The following is a 22900-nucleotide window of genomic DNA, read 5'->3' as shown; positions in this document are numbered from 1 at the left end:
GTCCCCCTCAGGGGCGCGAACCCGCGTTCGGGTGGCGCCCCTGGGACGTGAGGACGGGGGACTCCGCCGGCATGCGGGCCACGGGGCGCTCCTCGTCGGAGGCGTCCGGGGCCGCCTCGGGGGCAACGAGCGCCTCCAGCGGATCCAGCGAGTTTCCGTCGTGCCAGAGCTCGAAGTGGACGTGGACACCGGTCGCCAGCCCCGTGTCCCCCGCGAGCCCCACGACGTCGCCTCGCGCCAGCACCTCGCCGGTCGTCACCAGTACCTCGGACAGGTGGCTGTAGCGCGTTACCCACTGGCCGTCGTGCTGGACCTCCACCATCTTCCCGTGGTCGCCGTTCCAGCCGGCCCGCAGGACGACGCCCTTCTCCGCGACGCCGACGGACTGTCCGCGCCGGGCCGCCAGGTCCACGCCCGAGTGACGGCGGAGCTGTCCGGTGATGGGGTGCCAGCGGTCGCCATAGAGGCTGGTGATGGTGACCGGCTCCACGGGCCAGGCGAGGCGCGGTGGACCGGAGGGCTCCTCCGAAGGCAGTTCCCAGCGGCGCAGCGTGGACGCGCGCACGATGAGGCGACCGACCCGCACCACCACGGCCTCCGCGAGCGGGCCCGGCATGTCGCCGTAGAGGCGCGCGTCCTGCTCCAGTTCGGCCTCCATCACGCCCCGGGCGCGCGTCAGGTCGCGGGTGTCGGTGTGCTCCACCGGCCGGGACAGGAAGGCGTCCAGGGCGGCGTTCATCGATTCCCAGTTCCGAACCTGGTCGACGGGCATCACGCTGCCGCGCTGGACCTTCTCGCGGTAGGCCCGGGCCTTCTCCGTGAACACGGTGAGCGCGGCGTCGAGTTCGGGGGAACGCTCGGGAGTCAGCGGGCCCCGGGCGCGGTCCGGTTCGCGGGGGAGGAAAGGCGAGGAGTCGCTGGTGGGGCCGCTGTCGCCCGAGGTCGCGTACAGTTCCTCAAAGCTCATCTTGCCCGGACGCGGCGTCGCGCAGGCGGAGAGGGCCAGTAGGGCGAGGACGGCGGATCGGCGCACGGCGCGAGGAGCCTACCACGCACCGGCCCGTTCACCTGTTCCAGGCCGTGGATCATCCCGCGACGCCCAGGTACGTGCTGCCCGCACCCGCCACGACGGGGACAGCGTGGCAGGAGTCACCCCAGGGTCATGGGCGACCGTCCACGAACGTACAGGGACGTTCCGTCACGGGCCCTGCGGCCCTGTGCGGGTGGCGGCCGCGGATTCGGGCCCCCCTGCTCCACGTCAGGATGGGCACCCGGGGCGCCTCGCCTGCGGGCTCCGCCTCCTGATTCGAGGCGAACCGCTGCGTGCCTCGTGCGGCGTGCTTCGCTGGCCTCGCTCGGGGGCATCCGCGTTCGGGACGCCCGTCATCGAGGCCGCCGCTGTCAGGGGTTCGAGGCGAACCGCCCCTTCGTGCGGAGTGTGGCCTCGGAGGCGTCCGTGTTCGGGACGCGGACACCTGTCATCGATGCCCCTGCTGTCAGCGTTTCGAGGCGAACCACCGCACGCCCCTCGTGCGGCGTGCTTCGCTGGCATCGAGGGCGTCCGCGTTCGGGACGTGGACACCCGTCATCGAGGCCCCTGCTGTCAGCGTTTCGAGGCGAACCGCCGCACGCCCTTCGTGCGGCGTGTGACCTCGGAGGCGTCCGCGTTCGGGACGCCCGTCATCGAGGCCGTTGATGTCATCGTTTCGAGGCGGACCTCCGCGCGCTCCTCGTGCGGCGTGCTTCCTGGCATCGAGGGCGTCCGTGTTCGGGACGCGGGCGCCCGTCATCGATGCCCTTGCCGTCAGCTCGCGAAGGCGGTGCGGACTCGTGCCAGGGCGTCGTCGATGTCCGCCCTGGACACGTCCAGATGGCACACGAGGCGGATGGAGTGCGGACCGGTGGGGTTGGCCAGCACGCCCTGCTTCAAGAGCAGCGCGGAGGCCTCCGCCGCGGGACGCACGAGGTCCGCGAACACCATGTTCGTCTCCACCCGCGACAGGTCCACCTTCACTCCCGGCACCTGGGCCAGGCCCTCCGCGAGCCGGCGCGCGTTGGCGTGGTCCTCGGCCAGACGCTCCACGTGGTGCTCCAACGCGTACAGCGCCGCCGCCGCGAGGATGCCCGCCTGCCGCATGCCTCCGCCCAGCCGCTTGCGCAGCCGCCGCGCCTCGCGGATGACGTCCGCCCTGCCCGCCAGCGCCGAGCCCACCGGCGCCCCCAGGCCCTTCGAGAAGCACACCGACGTCGAATCCGTCAGCGATGCCCACTCGGATGCCGGCCTCCCCGCCGCCACCTCCGCGTTGAACAGCCGCGCGCCATCCAGGTGCACCGCGAGGCCCGCCTTCCGTCCCGCCTCCACCACCGCCCGGAAGCGCTCCAGCGGCCACACCGTGCCGCCCCCTCGGTTGTGCGTGTTCTCCAGCGACAACAGCCGCGTGCGCGGGTTGTGCACATTGTCCTCGCGCACCGCCGCCGCCACCGTCTCCGGCTTCAACAGGCCCCGCTCCCCGGGCAGCGCCGCCGGCTGCACGCCCCACAGCGCGGGCACCGCGCCGCCCTCGTAGTGCAGGATGTGGCTGCCCTCCTCCGTCAGCACCTCGTCACCCGAGCGGCAGTGCGCGCCGATGGCGATCTGATTCGCCTGCGTGCCGGACGGGACGAAGACGGCCGCCTCCAGTCCAAGCCGCTCGGCCACCCGTTCCTCCAACCGGCGCACCGTGGGGTCCTCGCCGTAGACGTCGTCCCCGACCTCCGCGTCGGCGATGAGGCGCCGCATGGCCGGGGTGGGCTTCGTCACGGTGTCGGAGCGGAAGTCGATGGGCTTCATGGTTCTCCTCGCGGCAAGAAAGGGGGGCCGCCGTGGCGCTTGGGCCGGGCCCTCCCGTGACATACAACGCCCGCGTGGCCCGGCGAGAGACAGTGGCGGAGAAGCGGAGTCGCGCGGTGGCGGTCCTGGACGGTCTGGAGGCGGCCATGCCGGACGCCCGCATCGAGCTGGACTACCGCACCCCCCTGGAACTGCTGGTCGCCGTCATCCTGTCCGCGCAGTGCACCGACAAGCGCGTCAACCTGGTGACCCCCGCCTTGTTCGCCCGCTTCCCGGACGCCCAGGCCTACGCCCGCGTCGAGGCCGCCGACGTGGAGCCCTACATCCGCACCTGCGGGCTGTACCGCGCGAAGGCGAAGAACATCGTCGCCACGGCGCGCGCGCTCGTCGCCGAGCACGGCGGACAGGTGCCCCTGGCGCGCGACACCCTGGCGCAGCTGCCGGGCGTGGGGCTGAAGACGGCGGGCGTGGTGTGCATCCACCTGGGCGGTGACGCGGCCTTCCCCGTGGACACGCACGTGAAGCGGCTGGCCTACCGGCTGGGCTTCACGACCCACGAGGATCCGGACAAGGTGGAGAAGGACCTGCAGGCGCTGCTGCCCCGCGAGCGGTGGACGCTGGGACACCAGCTCCTGGTGTGGCACGGGCGGCGCACGTGCTTCGCGCGCTCGCCCGCTTGCGACACCTGCGTGGTGGCGGCGCGGTGCCCGAAGAAGGGCGTGCGCGCCACCGCGAAGGCCTAAGCGGACGCCGGGGCGCCCTGGTCGCGCGACGTCTTGAGCTTCTTCATCCGCTTGCGGATGAGCTCGCGCTTCAGCGTGGAGACGTGGTCCACGAAGACGGTGCCGTCCAGGTGGTCCGTCTCGTGTTGCACGGCGATGGCCAGGAGGCCGTCACAGCGCAGCAGCTGCTCCTGGCCGTCCTCGTCCAGGTAGCGCACGGTGGCCACGGCGGCGCGGTCCACGTCCTCGGCCTCGCCGGGGATGGAGAGGCAGCCCTCCGTGTAGGTCGTCTCCCCCTCGAGCGAGACGAACTCCGGGTTGATCATCGCCAGGGGCTTGGACTCCGGCTGCTGCGGCCGGGTGTCCAGGACGATGATGCGCTGGAGGACACCCACCTGCGGCGCCGCGAGGCCCACGCCCTCGGCGGCGTACATCGTCTCGAACATGTCCTTCACCAGCGCACGGACCTTGTCGTCCACCTTCGCCACGGGCCGGGCCTTCTGCTTCAGGATGGGATCGGGCCAGATGAGAATCTCGCGAACCATAGGGGGGACTCTTAACCCCTCCGGACCGCACCGGGCAACCGTTCCACCGGGCATCAGTCGAGCAGGTTACGGGCGTACTCGCCCCGCAGCCGGTCATCCCCGAGCGCCCGAGCGGCCTCGGTCAACACCGCGCGGATCTGCTGTGCGCGGTGCTGGAGCGCGGGGTCCGGGTGGCCCGCGAAACGCAGGGGGTGGAATTCGGCCGCGAGCAGCGCGTACGCCCGCTTGACCTCCTCGCTGCCCGCCGAGCGGGCCAGCCCCAGCACGGTGAAGTAGTCCGCTTCCTGGATCTCCTCGAACTTGGCCTCCAGGCGGTGAACATCCAACTCCGGAGGTAGGTCGCCCTGGGCGTCCTCCAGGGGAGGATGCAGGGTGATGAGGCCCAGCGTCCTCGCCACCGCGAGCGTCTTGAGCGCTCCGTCCTGGGGCAGTCCCGCGCTCAACAGCAGCGCCTCCAGTGTGCGCTCGCCATCCACGCCTTGCAGGAGCTGAAGCTCTCGGGTGGACAGTCCGAAGTCCGACGGGGCCACGTGCGCGTCGCCTCGCGACACCTGGGCGCGCAGGGAGCCGGCCGCGTCCAGGAGCGACTCCGCGGTGAGGGTGTTGCGCAGCCCCTCCGCCAGCAGGTGCAGCGGTGGGCGCGTGGCGGCGGCGAGCGCCACCTCGTGCGGCGCGGGCTCCGGAACCAGGCGGTAGAGCGTGGACGGCTCCGCGAGCGCGTCCAGGAAGACCTGTTCGGTGTAGCGCTGCACCAGCGGGACGGACTCGGCTTCGCGCACGTAGCCCCGGCCCCGCAGGGCTTCCAGCAGCGTGCCCGTGGTGGCGCTGCGCACGAGCCGAAGCTCGGCTTCCTGTCGCGCGTCGATGAGGCCGTCCGCGCGGGCCCGGTCGATGAGGGATTCGCCCTGCGCCGAGGACGCGGCGCCCACCAGCACGCCGTCGCGCAGCCACAGCACGCGCAAGGCGTTCATCACCTTGAGCTCCAGGCGCACTTCCATGCGCGCGTCGCACAGCCGCAGCACGAGGCGCGCAAGGCCCTCCTGCGTGAGGCTGCCGCTGCGGGCCACGGCCATCTCCGGACGCCCCGGCGATTCGAGGGGGATGAGCGTGGCGCGGGCCTGCGCCGCGGCCTCCTCCGCGTCCCGCTGCGCGCGGGCCTCGAGTTGTTCGCGCTCGCGTTCGGACTGGAGGCGCTGTTCGACGGCTTCGGCTTCGACCTTCGCTCGGGCTTCGCGCTCGCGGGCGAGCTCCTGGTGGAGCGCTTCGAGCTGCGCTTGCAGGGCGTCTCGCGCCTGCGTGAGGGTCGTGGCTTCGGACTGGGTGCGCGCTTCGGCTTCGGCGCGGGCCTGGGTCTCGGAGGCGAGGCGGGACTCCGCGGCGGCGCGGGCCTGGGCCTCGGTTTCGATGCGTTCCTCGAGGCCCTGACGGGCGCGGGACTCCGAGTCGAGGCGGACTTCCAGCACGGTGCGCAGGCGGCTCTCCGACGCGGCCTTCGCGGTGGCTTCGGCGGCCTTCTGCTCCGCCTGGAGGGCGCGAGCCTCCGCGGCGGTGCGCGCCTGGAGCTGCTGTTCGGCGTTCGCCGCGGCTTCGGCGCGGGCCTGCTCGGCCTGGTCCCCGCGGGCCTGCGCGAGTTCATCCGCGCGGCGCTGGGCCTGGGTCAGGTCCTGGGTGAGCTGTTCAATCCGGGCCTGCGCCTGGGTGAGCTGTTCGTCGCGGCTTCCCGCGGCGGACTGGGACTGGTTGAGCTGATCCGCGAGGCGCGCTGTTCCGGCCCGTGCCTGCTCGAGCTGTTCGCCGTTGCTCTTCGCCTCCGTTTGGAGCTGCTTCAGCTGCTCCGCTCGGGCTTCCGCTTCGGCCCGCGCCCGTTCGAGCTGTTCAGCGTTGTTCTTCGCCTCCGCCTGGAGCTGCTTCAGCTGCTCCGCGCGGACTTCCGCTTCGGACTGGAGCTGCGACAGCTGCTCCGCTCGGGCTTCCGCTTCGGCCTGGGCGTGCTTGCGCTGTTCGGCGCTCTTCTTCGCTTCCGCCTGGGTCTGCTTGAGCTCTTCGACGAGCTTCTTCGCTTCGGACTGGAGCTGCTTGAGCTGCTCGCCTTGCTTCGCGGCCTGAGCCTGGAGGTGGCTCAGCTGTCCGGCGTTGGCATCGCGGGCCTGTTCGGCCGCGGTGGCCCGCGCCTCGGCTCGCTTCACGGCTTCAGACAATTCCCTGGCGCGGGCTTCGGCCTGGAGCAGCGCTTCCGCGGGCTGGGCGGCCTTCGCTTCCGCGCGCTGGCGGGCCTGCTTGAGCTGCTCCATCCGGGCGTTGGCCTGACCCAAGGTCTCCGCGAACCGCGACTCGGTTCGCTTCCGGATCTCCTCGGCCTGCTCCGCCTGGGCGTGGGCCTCGGCCAGGGCTTCTTCCGCCTTCACGGCCCGGGCTTCCGCCTCCGCCAGCCGCTCCGCGTTCCGCTCGGCGGTGGCTTCTGCGCTGGCGCGGGACTCCTCGGCCTGCGTGGCCCGCTGCTCCGCCTGACTCACCGCCTGCGAGGACTGCTTCGCCTTCGCCTCGCCCTGGAGCAGGACCTGGGCCAGTTGCTGCGCTCGGGCTTCGACCTGCGCCAAGGCCTGCGCGGACTGCTTCGCCTTCGCCTCCGATTGCTCCAGCGCCTGCGTCGCCTGCTGCACCCGCGTTTCCGCCTGGGCCAGGGCCTGCGCGGACTGCCTTCCCTTGGCTTCGGACTCGGCCAGCGATTGGGCCAGTTGGTGCGCTCGCACCTCCACCAGCGACAACGCCTGCGCGGAGTGCTTCACCTTCGCATCCGCGACGGTTCGGGCCTTCGCCTCCGCTTCGGCCCGGGCTTCGGCCTCGGCGCGCCGGGCCTCCAGGTCCGCACGGAGCGCGGCCTCCTTGCCGTCACGGCTTTCGATCCGCTGACGCGCCTGGGCCTCGGACTCGGCGCTCCGGCGCGCCTCCTCACGGGCCTGGGATTCGGACTCCGCCCTGGCTTCGGCCGCGCGCCTTGCTTCAGCCTCGGTCGCCACTTGGGCCTCGGCCGCGCGCCTTGCTTCGGCCTCGGCCTCCAGGCGTGCTTCCACGTCGGCCCGCGCCGCCTGCTCCAGTTCGGCGCGAGCTTCGGCCTCCTCGCGCGTCTGGGATTCCTGCCGGGCCTGGAGCTCCGCCTGCTCGCGCGCCTGGACCTCCGCCGCGATGCGCTTCTCGAGCTCCGCCAACTCGAGCCGCGCCATCTCCGCGACGGCCTCGGCTTCGCGGCGAGCGCGCGCCTCCGCGTCCGCCCGGGCCTCCGCCTCCACCCGGTCTCCCGCCTCGGATGCGAGCCGGGCCTCCACTTCCGCCAACGCCTGCGTCGCGGATACAGCCCGGACTTCCGAGTCCGCGTGGGCCGCCGACGCCTGCTTCAACAGGGACTCGGCGCGGGCGCGGGCGTGGACCTCCGCTTCGGCCCGCACCTCCACGGCGCTCCGGGCCTCGACCTCCGCCTCCGCTTCGAACCGCGCGTCTTCTCTTGCTCGGGCCTCGCCCTCAACTCGCTCTTCCAGCTCGACTCGGAGCGCCTGCTCCGATTCGGCCAGGGCTTCCGCCTCCGCGGCCCGGGTCTCCGCCTCCTCGATGGCGGTGTACGCCAGGGCGAGCTCCTGGCGCAGCGCCTCCAGCTCCGCGGCCAGGTCCGACCGCGGCTCGGCCGCGTCCGCGCGCGGCGCCTGCTCTTGGGTTGTGGTCGCGGTCCGCGACTTGTTCGCCCGCTGCAGTCCGCCGGGCACTGGCAGCGGCGAGGCGTTCGCCTGGACTTCCAGCCGGGCCGAGGCCTGTGCATCCACGCCTCCCGGCGGTGAAGCACCACCACTCGAAGCCGACGCTTCGGTGGATGCAGCCGCATCGCTCGGGCGCGCGGATCCGCCACCTGCCTCAGCCGCTCCGCCTGCCGCGGACTTGTCGCTCGGGCGCGCGGAGTTGCCCTCGGAGCCTGCCGCATCGGCTGCTCCGGACTTGCTCCCCGTCCGCAGCGGGACGCGCGCGGCCACGCGCAGTTCCTTCCTTGCGCCCGCGCGGCCGGAGGTGCTGTCCGCGGACGTGGCTTCGCTCGATTCCGGCGCTTCGCCGGGGCGGGCCGTGACCTGGCTCGCGGAGGACTCCTGGCCCGACTTCGCCGTGTCGCCCGGCCTCGCCGAGCTACCGCTCGCAGGGCCCGCATCCCGGGACTCCAGCGCGCCACTCGCGCCTCCGGGACGCGCGGACTGACGGCTCGCGAAGCCGCCCGACGCCGTGCCGCCCGCGCCCGGCGCGTCCGGCCACTGGAGCGGCTTGGAGCCTTCCGACTTCGCGTCGTCGACGGTCTCGGAATCGAACCAGTCCGAGCCCACTGGCTTCTCGGCGTCTCCGGACGCCTCTCGCTCGCGCGCGTCCACGGAGGCCTTGAGCTCCGCCTCCAACACATCCCAGTTCGACAGGCCCGCGGCCGCCAGCTCCTCCGCGGTCGGCTCCGACGACGAGGCATCGTCCTCCGTCTCGGAGGAAGCACCGGACGCCGGTTCCTCCTCGGTCGGCTCCGACGACGCGGCACCGTCCTCCATCCCAGCGGAAGCAGTGGCCGCGGCGGCCCGCTCCTCCGCCGCCACGTCGTCCGCGACCGAGCCGAAGTCCGTCTCGTCGGAGTCCTCCGCCACCGTGGCCGCATGGCCCTTCTGGCGGGCTTCCAGCTCCGGATCCGGCGGCAGCTCCGTCCAGGCCAGCGGCTCCGACGCCTCACGTTCGGGAGCCTTCGCGGCGCCCCCATCCTCTTCTGAATCAACGTCGAAGAAGCCCTCGTCCCCCAGCTTCGGCGCGGCCTTCACCGGCTTCAGCCCAGGAGGCGTCAGCCGCTCCTCACGGAACGCGAGCCTCCCCGGCGGCAGCTCCGACTCCACGTCCCCCGCGACCTCCGCCGACGCCCCGCCCGCCCGCGGCGCGACCTCGTTCGGGAAGGGAAAGCGCAGCGTGGTGCGCGCTCCCGGAGGGCGCACGTCGGACGCGTCGTCCGCGCGCGGCGGCTCCGCGTCCCACTCGTCCCCCACGCTCGCGTCCGGATCCTCGCCGCTCCAGTCCCCTCCGGAGTCCGCGCCCTCCCCTCCACCGGTCCACTCCGACTTCGGGCCCACCGACAGCGCCGAGTCGATGGACGCCATCGCCTCCGCTTCCACCTCCAGGTGCGCCTGCTCCAGCGCGATGTTCATCGCGAGGTGCGTGCTGCGCTCGCGCTGCTGGTGCACGACGTGCGCGCTGCGCTCCTCGCGCGTCATCGCCGCCACTTCCCAGTCCGTCTGGTTCAGCGGCGCCAGGTCCCCGAACAGCGCGTTGGCCAGCGCCGGGTCGCCCCCCACCGCGTGCGGCGCCGTCGCATGCCACGCCTCGTCCGCCCCAGGCCCGCTCCCCCGCACCGGCTCCGGCAGCGCCCGGTTCTCCACCACACGCCAGCCGTCCGCCTCCGCCGGGGCACGGATCAACGTGTCCACCAGCGTCACGAAGCTGGGGCCATCCAGGGGCAGCGGCGCCACCGGCGCGGTGAAGCCCTCGATGGCCTCGCTCAGCAGCAGCACCCGCGCCTTGTGGCCCTCCGGGTGCTGCACCAGCTCCTCCAGCACCACGCGCCCGCGCCCGCTCTCCACGCCCGGTGCGAGCACGATGAGCTCTGGCAGGTGATGCCCGAAGGCGATGAGCGCATCCGCGGCGGAGGTCGCGAGGATGACCTCGTGCCCTTCGCGGGACAGCAATCGCCGGACGGCGGCGATGGTGGCGATGTCGTCGTGTACGAGGAGGACCGAGGCGCCCATGGGGGAGCCGCGGAGTCTACAGCATGGCCCCGGGATCCACGTCGATCACGACCTTCACCCCGTTGGGCACATCCGCCAACGCCGCCTCCAGCCGGGCGAGCAATGGGGCGAGCGCCGCATGCGTCGGCGCCTTCAGGAGCAGCTGCCAGCGCGTCTTCCCCCGGATGCGGGCGATGGGCGCCAGGGCCGGCCCCAGCAACCGCACCCCCGCCGAGGCCGGCGGCATGTGCCGCCCCACCAGGTTGCCCAGGAAGCGCGCCACGCCCGCGGTCTGCTCGGGGTGCTCCCCCTCCAGCCGGACGGCCGCCATCCTCGCGAAGGGCGGATAGGCCAACGCCTTGCGCCACTCCAGCTCCTGATTCGAGAACCCGTCGAAGTCGTGCGCCAGCACCCGCTTCACCGGCTCCGCGTCTGGATTGTAGGTCTGCACCAACACCCGCCCCGGGTCCTTCCCCCGCCCCGCCCGCCCCGCCACCTGGGTCAACAAATGGAAGGTCCGCTCAGCGGCTCGGAAATCGGGAATCGCCAGCGACGTGTCCGCCATCACGACGCACACCAGCGTCACGCCCGGGAAGTCGTGCCCCTTGGCGACCATCTGCGTGCCCACCAGCACGTCGATTTCCCGGCGCGCGAACGACGCCAGGAGCTCCGTCAGCCGCTCCGCGCTCGTGGCCGAGTCCCGGTCCAGCCGCGCCACGCGTGCGTGCGGCATCCGCTCCAGGACCTCCGCCTCCACGCGCTCGGTGCCGATGCCCAGCTTGAGCAACGGACCCGTGCACTCGCGGCAGCGGTCCGGCACGGGGAACGCGACGCCGCAGTAGTGGCACACCACCCGGTTCTGCGAGCGGTGGTGCGTCAAGCACACGTCACAGTCGTGGCACTTGAGCGACAGGCCGCACACCTCGCACAGCAGGATGGTGCTGTGGCCCCGGCGGTTGAGGAACAGGATGACCTGCTGCCCCTTGGCCACCGTCTCCTCCATGGCCTGGAGCATCTGCGGGCTCAGGATGGGCGCCTCTTCCGTCACCTGGCCCTCGCGCGGACGCTCCACGCGCAGGTCGACCAGGTTGATGGTGGGCATGGGCCGGTCATCCACCCGGTTTCGCAGCTCCAGCAGCTTGTAGCGCCCGGAGCGGGTGTTCTGGAGCGTCTCCAGCGAGGGCGTGGCCGAGCCCAGCACCACCACCGCCGAGGCCTGCTTGCCGCGCACCACGGCGAGGTCGCGCGCCTGGTAGCGCAGCTTCTCATCCTGCTTGAAGGACGGGTCGTGCTCCTCGTCCACGACGATGAGTCCCAGGTGCTCCACCGGCGCGAACACGGCCGAGCGGACGCCCACGGCGATCTTCACCGTGCCCTTGCGCAGGGCCTGCCAGTGGAACAGCCGCTCCCGGTCCTTCAGCCCCGAGTGCAGCACCGCCACATCCCCGCCGAAGCGGCTGCGGAAGCGCCCCACGAGCTGCGGCGTCAGCGCGATTTCAGGCACCAGCACCAGGCTGCCCAGGCCCCGCGCGAGCGTGTGCTCCACCGCGCGCAGATACACCTCCGTCTTGCCGCTGCCGGTGACGCCGTGCAGGAGGTACGGCTGGAAGCCGCCCGCGTCGACGGCGGCCTGGAGCTCCCGCACCGCCGTGTCCTGCTCCGGGGTGAGCCGGTCCGGGCGGTTCTGCACCAGCCCCTCGCGCACGCCGGGCTCCAGCGTCACCTCCACCCACTTCACCATCTTGCGCGTCGCCAGCTTCTTGAGCGTCTCGCGCGCGCCGGGGATGGCGTGCGTCACCTCCTCCAGCGGCGCGCGTCCTCCCACCGCCAGGAGGTACTGGAGCACGGCGGCCTGGGCCGGGGCCCGGGCGAGCAGCGGAGGCACCTCCGTGACGAGCGCTTCGACGAAGAACTGCACGTCCGCCTTCGCCGCCTTCTCATCCACCGCGGTGGAGAGGCCCGGCGGCAGCGCGCCCCGGATGACCTCCCCCAGCGGGTAGCGGTAGTGCTCGGCGGCGAAGCGCAGCAGCGCGATGAGGTCCTTGGGCAGCGAGGGCGAGTCCTCCAGCACGCGCTGGATGGGCTTGAGCCGCACGCCGCCCTCCACCGGCGCCTGGGCCGGCCCCAGGTAGAAGCCCAGCGCCATGCCGCGGCCGAAGGGCACGAGCACGCGCTGGCCCGGCGCCAGCTGGCCCGCGAGCGCCTCTGGGACCAGGTAGGTGAACTCCCCGCGCACGGGGCGGCCCACGGCGACGGACGCAAGGAGGGCGGGGGTGGCACTCACGACGGGGCGCACTGTAGCGGCGTGCTCCCGCTGCGACAGTTCCCTTCCCACTTCCGTACGGCGCGTCCGCAAGGGGATGGAACCGCGAGAGGAAACCTCTCCCTGCGTCCGCGTGAAACCGCCCAGCGCGAAGTGCTCCTGCTCCATGACCGCACCCTCTTGCCGCCTGCTCCCCGACCCCGTCCGTCCTGCACCCGGGATCCACTGTGCCCGGGGCGTCTGACATGCAGGGGCCTTTGGGAAACGCGAAGGGCCCCTCCCGCCCCTGGAACCAGGGAGGCGGAAGAGGCCCGGTCGCCTGCCGCTGGAGCGCGGCGGAAGGCAGACGGTCGCGCGGCTACTTGCCGAAGGCCTTCTTCACCGACGGCCGGCTGGACACGCGGTCCCACCAGGCCATCACGTTCTTGTGCGGGGCGATGAGGCCCTGCTCGCCCATGGCGAAGAGGTAGTCCACGTACGGCGCCCAACAGATCTCCGCGAGCGAGAAGTCCTTGCCCGCGAGGAACGGCTGCTTCGCGAGCACCGCGTCGATGACCTCCAGGGGCTTCAGCACACCTTCGCGGCCCTTGGCGATGTTCGCCTCGTCGTTGGTGCCCCGGAAGCGCTCCATGACGATCTTCATCGCCGGGGGGGAGAAGTAGGACTGCTCCACGCCCATGAACTGCTCCATGAGCGCATAGCTCTTGGGGTCCGCGGGCGTCAGCGCCGGACCCGGCAGGGTGCGGTCCAGGAAGCGGATGATGGCGCGCGACTCGTACATCACGAAGCCGTCGTCCGTCTCCAGCGCGGGCACCACGCCGAAGGGCTGGCGCGCCAGGTGCGCGGGCGTCTTCTGCTCGCCCTTCATCAGGTCGATGTGGATGAACTCGACCTCGTGGCCCTTCTCCCCCAGCGCCACGAGGACCTTGCGGGTGCAGGTGCTGAACGGGCTGCCATAGAGCTTCATGTGAATCGCCTCCGCACCGGAAGCCAGGGGAATCCGAGCTTCGGGGCGGGCGGGACTTTCAACCGCGAGTCCCGCCCACGGCAAGCGATTCGACGCGGCGCCGCTACGGCGTGAAGAGATTGTCCGACACCGCCGAGCGGTTGTCCGCCTTGAGCGCGGTGAAGCGCAGCACGCGCTGTCCCGCGCGCCAGACCTCCACCGTGCGGGGCATCCAGTCCCCGGTGGCCGGCGACGCGTAGTCCACGAAGCGCACATCCCAGGCCGTGCCCGCCGGGTCCGCGTAGCGCAGGCGCGCGGGCCGGAAGGCGTCCTTGTAGACCCAGAACTGGGGCTTGCCTTCAGCGGGGTCGCCCAGGACGAAGGCCACCTCGCCGCTGAAGCGCGCGAGTGAGGTGAGCTTCGTGTTGACGCCCAGTCCCTGGAGGTACGCCTCCTGGGCGAGCCGGGTCTCCTGCACGCTGCCCGAGTCCTGCGCGAGGATGGCGCACACCTGGGTGACGAGCACGGAGATGGCGGCCACCTCCTTGCCCTCCACGCGCTTCCTGCCGGAGGCCAGCACCGACGCGGCCTTGTTGCTGCTTTCGGGCGAGGTGGCGTCGAAGCGGCAGCGGCCGGGAATCTTCACGCTCAGCACCCCGTCGCCCTGGAGCTCCGGGCGGTCGGAGGTGACGTTGAGGGCGGCCCCCGCCTCCGGCACGGCGGTGGAGGAGAAGATGACGGAGCCCTCCACCCGGAAGGCCGACAGGTGCTTCTCCTCCCGCGCGGCGACCATGCGCCGCAGGATGGAGCCACCGGGCAGCACGTAGGCGCCGGCGGAGAGAGAGACGAGGACTGCGGACACGGCGATGAGACGCTTCACGGCTTCTCCGTCTTGACGACCTCGCGCATGTACTCCAGGAGTCCTCCGCGCAGGTCGGGGCGCTTGAGCGCATAGGCGATGTTCGCCTTGAGGTAACCCACCTTGTCACCGGCGTCGTAGCGCTGGCCCTGGAACTTGTAGCCCAGCAGACCTTCGGTCTTCTGGAGCGTGGCCAGACCGTCGGTGAGCTGGATTTCACCGCCCACGCCGGTGGTCTGCTTCTCCAGGATGGGGAAGATGGACGGGGGCAGGACATACCGCCCGATGACGGCCAGGTTCGACGGGGCGGTGCCCTTCTTGGGCTTCTCCACCACGTGGTCGATTTGAATCACGCCGTTGCCCAGGTCCCTGCCGGCGGCGATGCCGTACAGGTGCGTCTCGCTGTCGGGGACCTCCATCAGCGCGATGACGGCCTTCTGGTGCTGCTGGTAGACGCGCGCGAGCTGCCCGATGCCGGGCTCCTCCGCGTCGATCATGTCGTCTCCCAGGAGGACGCCGAAGGGCTCGTCGCCGATGACGCTCCGGGCGCACAGCACCGCGTGGCCCAGGCCCAGCGGCTCCTTCTGGCGGATGCTGATGATGCGCACCAGGTTCGCGATGGCGCGCAGCTTGTCCGCGTCCGCCGTCTTCCCGCGCGCGCGCATCGTGGTCTCCAGCTCGAACCCGATGTCGAAGTGGTCCTCGATGGCGCCCTTGCCGCGGCCGTTGATGACGACGACGTCCTCGATGCCGGCGCTGACGGCCTCCTCCACGATGTACTGGAGGGTGGGCGTGTCGACGATGGGCAGCATTTCCTTGGGAACGGCCTTGGTGGCCGGGAGGAAACGGGTGCCCAGGCCGGCGGCGGGAATGACGCACTTGCGGATGAGCTTCGCTGCCTTCGTGTCAGGAGAGGACATGGGGCGAGGAATCTATTGGTGGCCCAGAACCCCAGCAAGCCGGATAGATTCCCTGGCGCCATGCCGCTCCGTGCCATCCTTGCCGCCCTGTCGTTGACGCTGTCCGTGCTCCCCGTCGTCGCCCGGGCCGCTGGCGAACCCGCCGACGAGCTGCGCAACATCGCGAATGCACGGTCCCTGGGCATGGGCAGCGCCTTTCGGGCCACGGGCCTGGGTGCGGATGCACTCCTGGGTAATCCGGCGGCCATGGCGCTGTTTCCGGCCTACCGCATCGAGGGCACGGGGGCGTACGACCCGCGCAACAAGCAGGGCTTCCTGGGCGTCACCCTGGCGGACTCCAGCAGCGGCCGGCTGGCGTTGGGGGTGGACTACCACTGGCTGTCCCTGGGGCGCGGCGGGACGCGGACGACGGCGAACCTGAGCACGTTGGGCGCGGCGCTGCCGCTGGGACAGTCGCTGCTCATCGGCATGTCGGGGCACTACCTGCGGTTGAACGGTCAGTCGCGCTTCGCGAACTCCATCACGCTGGACGCGGGGGTGCTGATGCGGTTGACCGAACAGCTGACGCTGGGCGTGGCGGGGTACAACCTCATCGACACGGACAACGTGGAGCTGACGCGCTACTTCTCCGCGCACGCGGGCTACGTGGGGCAGGCCACGGTGGTGGCGCTGGACGTGCGAGGGGACTTCGAGTCGCGTGACTCGGCGGTGCTCACGTACAACGCGGGCGTCGAGTACATCCTGAACGAGGTCGTTCCGGTGCGGGTGGGCTACACGTACGACGGCTTCCAGAAGGTCTCGCGGGTGACCGCGGGCCTGGGCTTCCTGTCACCCGGCGGCGGCGGCGTGGACCTCGCGTACCAGCACGACCTGGGCGGGCTGAACGGGCGGCTGCTGGCGCTCACGCTGCGCGTCTCGGTGAACTGAGGGGCGCGGGCGGCGCCCCGCGCGCTCAGGCTCCGGAGCGGCCCGCTTCCGCGGGGTCTCGCAGGGCGAGGTAGCGCTCGGAGGCGGCGAAGCGGACCAGCTCCTCCAGCTCCGAGTCGTGCGGACGGCGGGCGCGCAGCACGGTGAGCGCGGGCCCGGGGCCTCCGCAGGCGACGAGCCCCGCGCGATTGGCGGAGTCGCGCGCGGCGGCGACGAGCAGGGTCGCGTCGAAGTCGCGCGTGCCGGGCTCCATCAGCAGGGCGGCGCGCTCCAGGGCTCGGGGGGAGAGGGATTCGCGCACCACGCGGGCGTCGTCGCCGGCGTCCTTGGGGTTGCGGAGGACGGAGGACAGCAGCGCGAGCGCGCGCAGCAGGTGGTCCTTGCGCAGGGCGCGCAGCGCGAGCAGGTCCGGCGACAGCGAGAACAGGGCGCGGCCGGCGTGGAAGCGCAGCTCCGCGGTGGACGGGGGCTGCTGGACGAGGAGCCGGCCGACGACGAGGCGCGGGACGGTGGTGTGCACCGGGGTGATGTGGGCGGTGTCGTCGTCGCCCGCGACGAGTTCGGGCAGCGGCACGCCCAGCAACCGCGCGACGGTGTGGAGCGCGTCCAGGACGGCGGAGGCGCCCGGGCCCGCGGAGGCGCGCAGGGGCTCCGAGGTGCTGGCGATGCGCGCGGGCGACGGGAACAGCCGGCACAGGGCGATGCCCACGCACGCGAGCAGCTCACCGGACGGGGTGCGCAGGCCCGGGTGACGCAGGCCCGCGCGCTCCTGGTTGGTCAGGGGGCCGCGTTGGACGCGGGGCGCGGAGACGTCGCGGGCATCGAGCGCGTCGGCGAGCTCGCGCATGAGCGCGGCGCGGGTGGTGTCGCCGCGCTGGTCGAAGTGGTCCACGAGGCCGCGGTAGGGCTTCGGGTCGAGCGGACGCTCGCGCACGAGCTTGAAGACCAGCGGCTCCGCGGAGGTGGCCTCGGCGGGCGGCGCGGCGGCGGCGTCCGGGACGGCGGGCGTTTCGCGGGTCTCGGCGGCGCCGACGATGGTGCGGCCTCCGCTCGGGGGGCGCGTGGGGGCCGGGCCGGAGACGGTGCCTTCGGGACGGCCGGCCCGGTGGATGCGGCGCACGGGGTCCATGCGGCCGGGAGGCGCTTCCCAGGCGATGACGCTCGTGGCCTCCACGGGCCCGCCGCCAAGTTCCTCCGAGTCCTCGTCCTCGTCCGGAATCTGGTCGAGGGTGGGAATGAAGGGCGGTGCTTCAGGGGCGCCTCTGCCGCGGGCCGGTGGCGCGGCGGGACGCGAGGCGCCAGCGATGGCGCGGGGCGCGGCGGCCGGGGGTTCCACGCCGCTGGCGGACAGCGGAGCACGGGCCGCGGCGGCCGGGGGCTCCACGCCGCTGGCGGACAGCGGGGCGCGGGGCGCGTGACCGGCGCGGGGGGCGCGCTCCACGCGGGGGTTGGGCAGGGCCTCGCGGACCTGGGTGCCCGCTGCGTTCCTGGCGGCTCCGGAGGAACGGGCGGACGGCCCGGAGGGCGGGGCGCCTTCGTCTGGGGCGGACGCGCGATCCCCGGCGGCCGTGGGGCTCGGGGCGGACGCCTTTCGCGGCGTGGGCGGGAACGCGGCTGGCGGTGGCGACTCGCGTTCCGCCTCTGGCGAAAGGGAGGCTCCGAATCCCGTCGTGCTTTCCCGGGGCGAGGCGGGGGCGCGGGATTGGTGGTCGGGTGTCTCTGCTTCCGAGGCGTGCCCCGTGCTTGCCGAGGTCCCGCGCGAGGGCTTCGAGGCCCGGGCCATGGTGCTCGGTCCCGGCACGGCCTCCGCGAGCGAGGGAGGGCTCTCCGTGGGGGCCTTCGCGGATGGGGCGCGACGGGGGGCCTCCGCCTTCGGAGTGGGGCTCGCCACCGAGGCGGGCCGCCCCGCCGTGGCCTGGGGCTCGTGCTGTGCTTCTGGATTCTGTGACGGGGCACCTGCTGGCGCGTGCCGTCCGGACGGCGACTTCGGCTGGCGTGGGGCGGCCGTCCCCGCAGACGCGGTTCCCACGGGAGCGTGGCTCCCCGACGGGGACTTCGGCTGGCGCGGGTCGGGCGTCCCTGCCGAAGCTGTTCCCACGGGAGCATGGCTCCCCGACGGGGACTTCGGCTGGCGCGGGTCGGGCGTCCCTGCCGAAGCTGTTCCCACGGGAGCATGGCTCCCCGACGGGGACTTCGGCTGGCGCGGGTCGGGCGTCCCTGCCGAAGCTGTTCCCACGGGAGCATGGCTCCCCGACGGGGACTTCGGCTGGCGCGGGTCGGGCGTCCCTGCCGAAGCTGTTCCCACGGGAGCATGGCTCCCCGACGGGGACTTCGGCTGGCGCGGGTCGGGCGTCCCTGCCGAAGCTGTTCCCACGGGAGCATGGCTCCCCGACGGGGACTTCGGCTGACGCGAGGCTTCCGCCCCCCGCGAGGGTTCCGACACCGAGTCATGACGTCCTGAGGGCGTCTTCGGTCGTCGAGCTGCTTCCGCACCCAGCGACGCATCCGCGACTGGGGGCTGGCTTGCCTGCGAGGCTTTCGATGGAGCCGCGACCCCGGTGCCAGCTGCGGCGGCTCCCACGGGAACCTGGCTCCCCGACGGTGCCTTCGCGGACGCGGCCTTGCCCCGCCCCTTGGGCGATGCGGCGGCCCCCGACGCCTCCGGAGATTCACCCGTCGCCCGTGCCTTCCGCGCCTTGGCGGCGGTGGGCGACGCCGTGCCTGCGTCCGCGGACTTCCGGGCCGAACCCTCCTTTGTCCGGGACGAACGCTTCGCCGGCGCCTCCGCGGGCGGCGCCTCTTCAGCGCCCATCAAGGATTGGACGTCCGTGTTGGACGTCACTTCGTCGGACAGGTCCTTGCGATTCGCGGGCGCGCGCCCCGTGGCGACCGGCGGCGCCACGAGCACCGACGGCGGAGGCATACCGCTGGCCTGTGGCGGCGCGGGGCGCGGAGGCTCAGGAGGCGGCGGACGGGCCCGCTGCTCGCGGGATTTGCGCAGGCTCTCCGCGCGGCGCGCATAGGTGCGAGCACGGTCGGTGTTGTGCAACACCTCTCGGCAGAAGAGCGCGAGCCGCTCCCACGTGTGCTGGCGCTCCTCGTCGTCCTCCGTCGCGGTGGCCGCGTTCTCCAACGCCCAGGCGGCCTCCCCCATCTGCTCGCGCTCGGTGCAGCGGTCCGCGAGCAACAGCCAGGCCTCCTTGTGCCCCGGCTCGAAGCGCACCGCCTGGCGCAGCTCCGCCAGCGCCGCGCCCGCGTCCCCCATGGCCTCCAGCGTGGCCACGCGCTCCAGGTGCGCCTTGCGCGCGGCTGGTCCCCGAGGCTCGCGGGCGAGCTGCGCGTGCAGCAACTGGCTGAGCGCGGGCAGGTCCCCCAGCCGGCGTGCGAGCGCGAGCAGGTGCTCCCGGGGCTGCTCGTTGTCGGGGCTCTCCGCGAGCACCTCGGCCCAGGCCCACTGCGCGATGCGCAGGTCGCCCAACGACTCCTCCGCGACCTGCGCGAGCACTCGCAACGCATCCAGGCGGTCCGGTGCGCGGCGCGGCGCGGCGGCGCAGGCGGCGCGCAGCCGCTCGACCTGGGCGAAGCGCTCCTCGTCGGAGACACAGCGCACGAGCCCCGCGAGCACGGGCAACATGCCCGGCACGAGCGCATCCGCCGCCTCGAAGTCCACGCGCGCCTTGGCGGGCGCGCCCATGTTCAGTTGCCGCTCGCCTCGCGTCAGCAGCGCGACGGCCCGGGCCCGCGACGTTCGCGCTCGAGAGATCGCGTCATCGAGCGCTCGGCGCACCAGCGATGCGTCCTCGCGCTGAGACAGCAGCCGCACCTGTTCGCGCAAGGCCGTGCGCTCACCCGTCAGCTCGACGATCTCCCGGTACATGCGCGCGGCGCCCGCGGAGTCCTGGAGCTCGTTCTCCATCACCTCCGCGAGCCGCGTCAGGGCCTCGGCGCGCTCTGGCGCGTCCTTCGCCCGGTCCGCGCGCTTGAGATAGAGCTGGGCCAGTTCTCGCCACGCACGGCGCGCGATGAGTTGCGCCTCCTGGCGCTGCGACTGCGCCCGCTCCGAGCCCTCTTCCGCGGTGCGCACGGAGGATGACGCTTCCGGATTCGTCCCCCGCTCAGCGGGCGTTCCCGAGGCGATGTGGCTGGAATCGCGTTCGGGGCCTGACGGGCTTCGAGGCGTGTCCGATTCAACCTGAGGGGGGACTCCCTCCGAGGTCGATTCCTCCTCCTCGAAAGCCGGGTTCGAGGCAGCAGGAACCAGCACGGTGGCCCGGCGCGCGGAGGCAGGAGGCTGTGCGCGCGGCTTCTCGTCACGGGACAGGGCGGACGCGGAAGGAGCCTTCTCCGACTCGACACGTTCGGGCGGAGTGATCTCCGAGGTCGCTTCGTCCTCGTCGAACGCCGTCGAGGGTGCTCCGGGCACCAGCACCGCACCGGGCGCGCGCGGCGCCTGCGTCTTCGACGTCGATGCATCCTCGCCCGACACCTTCGGAGTCGACTCCGACGTCGACCCGTCCTCGCCCAACGCCTTGGAAGACTCGCCCGGCACCCGCACCGCATCCGGCGCGGCAGGGACGTGGCTGGGGCCGAGGGTCGCGGCGCCCGGTGTTTCAGCGGAGGCCTTCGGTTCGCCGGTGAAGGGAGCGGCACTTGATGCCGCCTCGGAATTGCCGTCGGAGGCAGGCAACTCTCCGACCGGTGAAGCTCCGGTCGCGGCCATCATGGGCTTCTCGTCGAGAGCCCGCGCGCCATCCGTTGACAGCGGCTCCTCCGCCGCCACCACGAGTTTCTTGCCGAAGGCCTGCGTCACCTCGAAGACCCGCGGCTCGGCCGCCGCCGCTGCGGGCTTCACATCGGGTGCGGACATCCCATCGACTGGCGATGACACGTTCGAGGTCGGAACGGCGTTCTTCTCAGAGGCTGCCGCGCCATCGAACGGCGACGGCTCGCCTAGCGCCTGTGGAACATGCACAGGCGACGATGCATCCGCTGCCGTGGCGGTCCTGACGTCAGAGAGCAGCGCCGCGTCAGACGACGCACTTCCGCCCGATGCGGCGGAGACGTTCTCTCCAGCCGTCCGCTCCACGGGCGCATGCATCCCCTTCGACGATGCATCCTGGCTTGAGGCTGTCGCCACCTGCACAGAGGCCTGCGCCACATCCACTGGCGAGGACACGGAGGCATCGGCGAACGGCGTCCCAACGTCAGACGGCATGTCCGCCGACAACGGCTCGCTCGATGCGATGACGGACTTCCCGGGCAACGGCGCTGCATCGGCGGACATCGGCTCACGCAGGCGCGACGTGGCCGCTTCTTCCGATGCCGCCGTCGCATGGGTGGACGAGGGTCCATCCGACTGAGCCACGGGCATCTCTTCGGGCGCCGGCACCCCATCGACGGGCGATGAGACGCCCGAACTCCCAGGGCGCGTTCCTTCGGACACCCGCGCCGTATCGGCCAGGAACGACTCGCTGGACTTCGCGACGGGCTCCACTTCGGATGCCCGCGCCGTATCGGCCAGGGACGACTCAACGGACTTCGCGGCGGTCCCCACTTCGGACGCCCGCGCCGTATCGGCCAGGGACGACTCAACGGACTTCGCGGCGGTCCCCACTTCGGACGCCCGCGCCGTATCGGCCAGGGACGACTCAACGGACTTCGCGGCGGTCCCCACTTCGGACGCCCGCGCCGTATCGGCCAGGGACGACTCAACGGACTTCGCGGCGGTCCCCACTTCGGACGCCCGCGCCGTATCGGCCAGGGACGACTCAACGGACTTCGCGGCGGTCCCCACTTCGGACGCCCGCGCCGTATCGGCCAGGGACGACTCAACGGACTTCGCGGCGGTCCCCACTTCGGACGCCTGTGCCGCACTGGCCAGGGACGACTCGCCGGACTTCGCGGCGGTCCCCACTTCGGACGCCCGCGCCATATCGGCCAGGGACGACTCGCCGGACTTCACCCCGGGCTCCGCTTCCCACGCCCGCGCCGCGGCAGCCAAGGCCACCTCGCCCGAGTTCACCCCGGGCTCCGCTTCCCACGCCCGCGCCGCATCCGCCGACGTGGGCTTGTGCGAAGCCGCTGCCTCCCGGCCCACCATCACCTGCACCCCATCCGCGGGAAGTGACGTGCCCGATGAAGCAACGGCCCTTGCACGCGACGCCAACTCCGCGTCCGGCACAGGCGACGTGCTCGATGGCGCAGCGGACCGCCCAGCGTCGGGTGACGACTCCACGGACCGCGCCAGGACGGGCGGCAACGCCCCCTGCCCTCCCAAGGCCCCAGCCGTCGCCCCACCGCCCGAAACCCGCGCCCGCGCCGCTTCTGGTGGCGTCACCACCCGCGCCCGGCCCGGCCCGTCGTCCTCCCAGGGGAACTCCGGTCCTCGCGCCGCGGCCCTTTCAAGTCCCGCCCACTCCCCCAGCGGGACCTGCACCGTGACGGCTCGCGGAGCCTTCACCGGCGTGACCGGCACCGCGACCACCGGCATCTCCACCACCGTGTTCCCAAGCTCCGGATCCGACAGCGCCAGGGCGGACACCTCCACGGTCTTCGTCCGGGACTCCTCGTCCTCCCCGGGATGCTGCCGCGCCGCCTCCTCCTTCGCCTTCGCGACCCGCTCACGCAGCACGTCGAGCACGAAGCGCGCCCGAGCGTCGTCCGGCGCGTCCATCAGCAACCCGTTGAGCACCGCCGCCGCGCGCGCCTCCTGCCCCGTGCGCCGCAACACCCGCGACAGCTGACGGCGCACCTCGCGGCGCACCACGCCCCGCTCGGACACCATCGCCGCGTCCAACAGGGTGACGACCGCGCGCTCCGTGCCCGCCTTCAACGCGCACCGCACCAACACCGCCGCGAGCCGCGACGTCATCGGCAACGAACGGCTGGCGGCCACCAACCCGGAGTACGCCCGGGCCGCCTGCCCCTCCCGGACCAACCGGGCGGCATCCCGGCAGACCTGGGCCACCGCGCCTCGCACGTCTTCTCCTCGCGAGGCCATCCCCGGTCCGCGAAGGGAAGGCTCCGGCGTCCCAGGGCCCTTGCCGTGTCTCCCGCCACCCATGAAGTCTCCAGTCTACACACGATGCGAAGCATGGGGGGACCCCTC

11 protein-coding genes are annotated in these 22900 nt (G+C 72.6%); 2 read left to right on the top strand and 9 right to left on the bottom strand.

Features of this window, described 5'->3' with window-relative positions:
- Positions 1–7: 7 nt before the first annotated feature.
- Positions 8–1033 carry a M23 family metallopeptidase gene (locus FOF48_RS01925; protein WP_143898146.1) on the bottom strand — a complete coding sequence of 342 codons (1026 nt, stop codon included), beginning with the start codon at positions 1031–1033 and terminating at the stop codon, positions 8–10.
- A 771-nt stretch (positions 1034–1804) separates the two neighbouring features.
- Positions 1805–2830: a low-specificity L-threonine aldolase gene (gene ltaE, locus FOF48_RS01920; protein WP_143898144.1), complete on the bottom strand. Its 1026-nt coding sequence runs from the start codon at positions 2828–2830 to the stop codon at positions 1805–1807.
- Between the two features lie 56 nt (positions 2831–2886).
- Between ltaE and nth the strand changes: the two genes are divergently transcribed.
- A complete protein-coding gene (nth, locus tag FOF48_RS01915; protein ID WP_143898142.1) occupies positions 2887–3573 on the top strand; it encodes an endonuclease III in 687 nt (228 codons plus the stop codon).
- Here the strand turns inward: nth and def are convergent.
- The 6 genes from def to galU form a co-directional block, all read right to left on the bottom strand.
- Positions 3570–4097, bottom strand: a complete 528-nt coding sequence (def, locus tag FOF48_RS01910) for a peptide deformylase (RefSeq protein WP_143898140.1) — start codon at positions 4095–4097, stop codon at positions 3570–3572. The genes nth and def overlap by 4 nt on opposite strands.
- 53 nt (positions 4098–4150) lie before the next feature.
- Positions 4151–9898 carry a response regulator gene (locus tag FOF48_RS01905; protein WP_143898138.1) on the bottom strand — a complete coding sequence of 1916 codons (5748 nt, stop codon included), beginning with the start codon at positions 9896–9898 and terminating at the stop codon, positions 4151–4153.
- 16 nt (positions 9899–9914) lie between these two features.
- Positions 9915–12308: a primosomal protein N' gene (gene priA / locus FOF48_RS01900; RefSeq protein ID WP_255441813.1), complete on the bottom strand. Its 2394-nt coding sequence runs from the start codon at positions 12306–12308 to the stop codon at positions 9915–9917.
- A gap of 190 nt (positions 12309–12498) precedes the next feature.
- Complete coding sequence (locus FOF48_RS01895) at positions 12499–13107, bottom strand: glutathione S-transferase family protein (protein WP_143898134.1); 609 nt, start codon at positions 13105–13107, stop codon at positions 12499–12501.
- Positions 13108–13210: 103 nt separating this feature from the next.
- Positions 13211–13966, bottom strand: a complete 756-nt coding sequence (locus FOF48_RS01890; protein ID WP_143898132.1) for a hypothetical protein — start codon at positions 13964–13966, stop codon at positions 13211–13213.
- A complete protein-coding gene (gene galU / locus FOF48_RS01885; protein ID WP_143898130.1) occupies positions 13963–14865 on the bottom strand; it encodes a UTP--glucose-1-phosphate uridylyltransferase GalU in 903 nt (300 codons plus the stop codon). The genes FOF48_RS01890 and galU overlap by 4 nt, the downstream gene beginning before the upstream one ends.
- 60 nt (positions 14866–14925) lie before the next feature.
- On the opposite strand from galU, the gene FOF48_RS01880 reads away from it, so the two are divergent.
- Entirely contained in the window at positions 14926–15792 is an 867-nt protein-coding gene (locus tag FOF48_RS01880; RefSeq protein WP_235685289.1) for a hypothetical protein, read from the top strand.
- Between the two features lie 25 nt (positions 15793–15817).
- Here the strand turns inward: FOF48_RS01880 and FOF48_RS01875 are convergent, their stop codons facing one another.
- On the bottom strand, positions 15818–22771 hold the full coding sequence (locus FOF48_RS01875; RefSeq protein WP_143898126.1) for a hypothetical protein: 6954 nt from the start codon (positions 22769–22771) through the stop codon (positions 15818–15820).
- Positions 22772–22900 lie beyond the last annotated feature (129 nt).

The organism is Corallococcus sp. Z5C101001, assembly GCF_007352635.1.
GTDB lineage: Bacteria > Myxococcota > Myxococcia > Myxococcales > Myxococcaceae > Corallococcus > Corallococcus silvisoli.
Note: the sequence above shows the minus strand (reverse complement) of the source record. Positions and strands in the feature narration are given on the sequence as shown.

Excerpts from the sequence above, each read along its gene's own strand:
- ltaE (WP_143898144.1), bottom strand. The coding sequence starts at position 2,830 with ATGAAGCCCATCGACTTCCGCTCCGACACCGTGACGAAGCCCACCCCG.
- def (WP_143898140.1), bottom strand. The coding sequence starts at position 4,097 with ATGGTTCGCGAGATTCTCATCTGGCCCGATCCCATCCTGAAGCAGAAG.
- FOF48_RS01905 (WP_143898138.1), bottom strand. The coding sequence starts at position 9,898 with ATGGGCGCCTCGGTCCTCCTCGTACACGACGACATCGCCACCATCGCC.
- priA (WP_255441813.1), bottom strand. The coding sequence starts at position 12,308 with ATGGAGCAGGAGCACTTCGCGCTGGGCGGTTTCACGCGGACGCAGGGA.
- FOF48_RS01895 (WP_143898134.1), bottom strand. The coding sequence starts at position 13,107 with ATGAAGCTCTATGGCAGCCCGTTCAGCACCTGCACCCGCAAGGTCCTC.
- galU (WP_143898130.1), bottom strand. The coding sequence starts at position 14,865 with ATGTCCTCTCCTGACACGAAGGCAGCGAAGCTCATCCGCAAGTGCGTC.
- FOF48_RS01880 (WP_235685289.1), top strand. The coding sequence starts at position 14,926 with ATGCCGCTCCGTGCCATCCTTGCCGCCCTGTCGTTGACGCTGTCCGTG.